We start from the raw sequence: 615 nt of genomic DNA on the forward strand, positions 1-615 counted from the left end.
GGAGGCCTGCTCCTCGATCCCATGGCACGCCGGGGTGGTCCGTGCGGCCCGATCCTCGGTCGCGCTCTCCGGTTCCGTGTGCTGCGCGCCCCTGCCGGCAGCTGTGGCCTGGCGTGTCTGGGCCTGGCGTGTCTGGGCCTGGCGTGTCCTGGTCGCCCGTGCCGCGTTGCCCCTGAACATGGCCGCTCCCGCCGCGTTTCCCGAACGTCCAGGTCCCGAACGCCCCCGGTAGCCCATCATCGTCATCTCGAGGCCGGAGGCAATGCGCCGCGGCGGGTGCACCCTGATCCGGTTAAGAACGACCGGCCATAGGGACGCGGCGTCACGGGGCTGGCTGCACACCTTTCCGTATCATTCCCCGTCCATCGCCGCACGATGCACGGGTACCCCGGCTCGTCGAGCGCCACCCACAACCAGTGCGACTCCCTGCTCGCACCTCGCGATCTACGCACCCCAGCCCCACTCCTTCATCCACACCCCTACTGCCGAGCGCTCTCAGACGCTGGCACCCGAGGGAATTCTGGTCGCCCGGCGGGGTGGAAATGTCGGACCAGACACCTATTCTGAACATATGTTCGAATCGTCTGATGGGTGTGCCGGCCCCAACCCGGCCGG

Annotated in this window: 1 protein-coding gene; it reads left to right on the forward strand. The window is 68.5% G+C overall.

The window, feature by feature from the left end:
- The coding region (locus U9980_RS23860) for a hypothetical protein (protein WP_322769985.1) at positions 1–232 on the forward strand (232 nt) is incomplete at its 5' end.
- Positions 233–615: the final 383 nt, after the last annotated feature.

Origin of the sequence: Protofrankia sp. Cr1 (assembly GCF_963555865.1) — a bacterium.
In the GTDB taxonomy this organism is placed as follows: domain Bacteria; phylum Actinomycetota; class Actinomycetes; order Frankiales; family Frankiaceae; genus Protofrankia.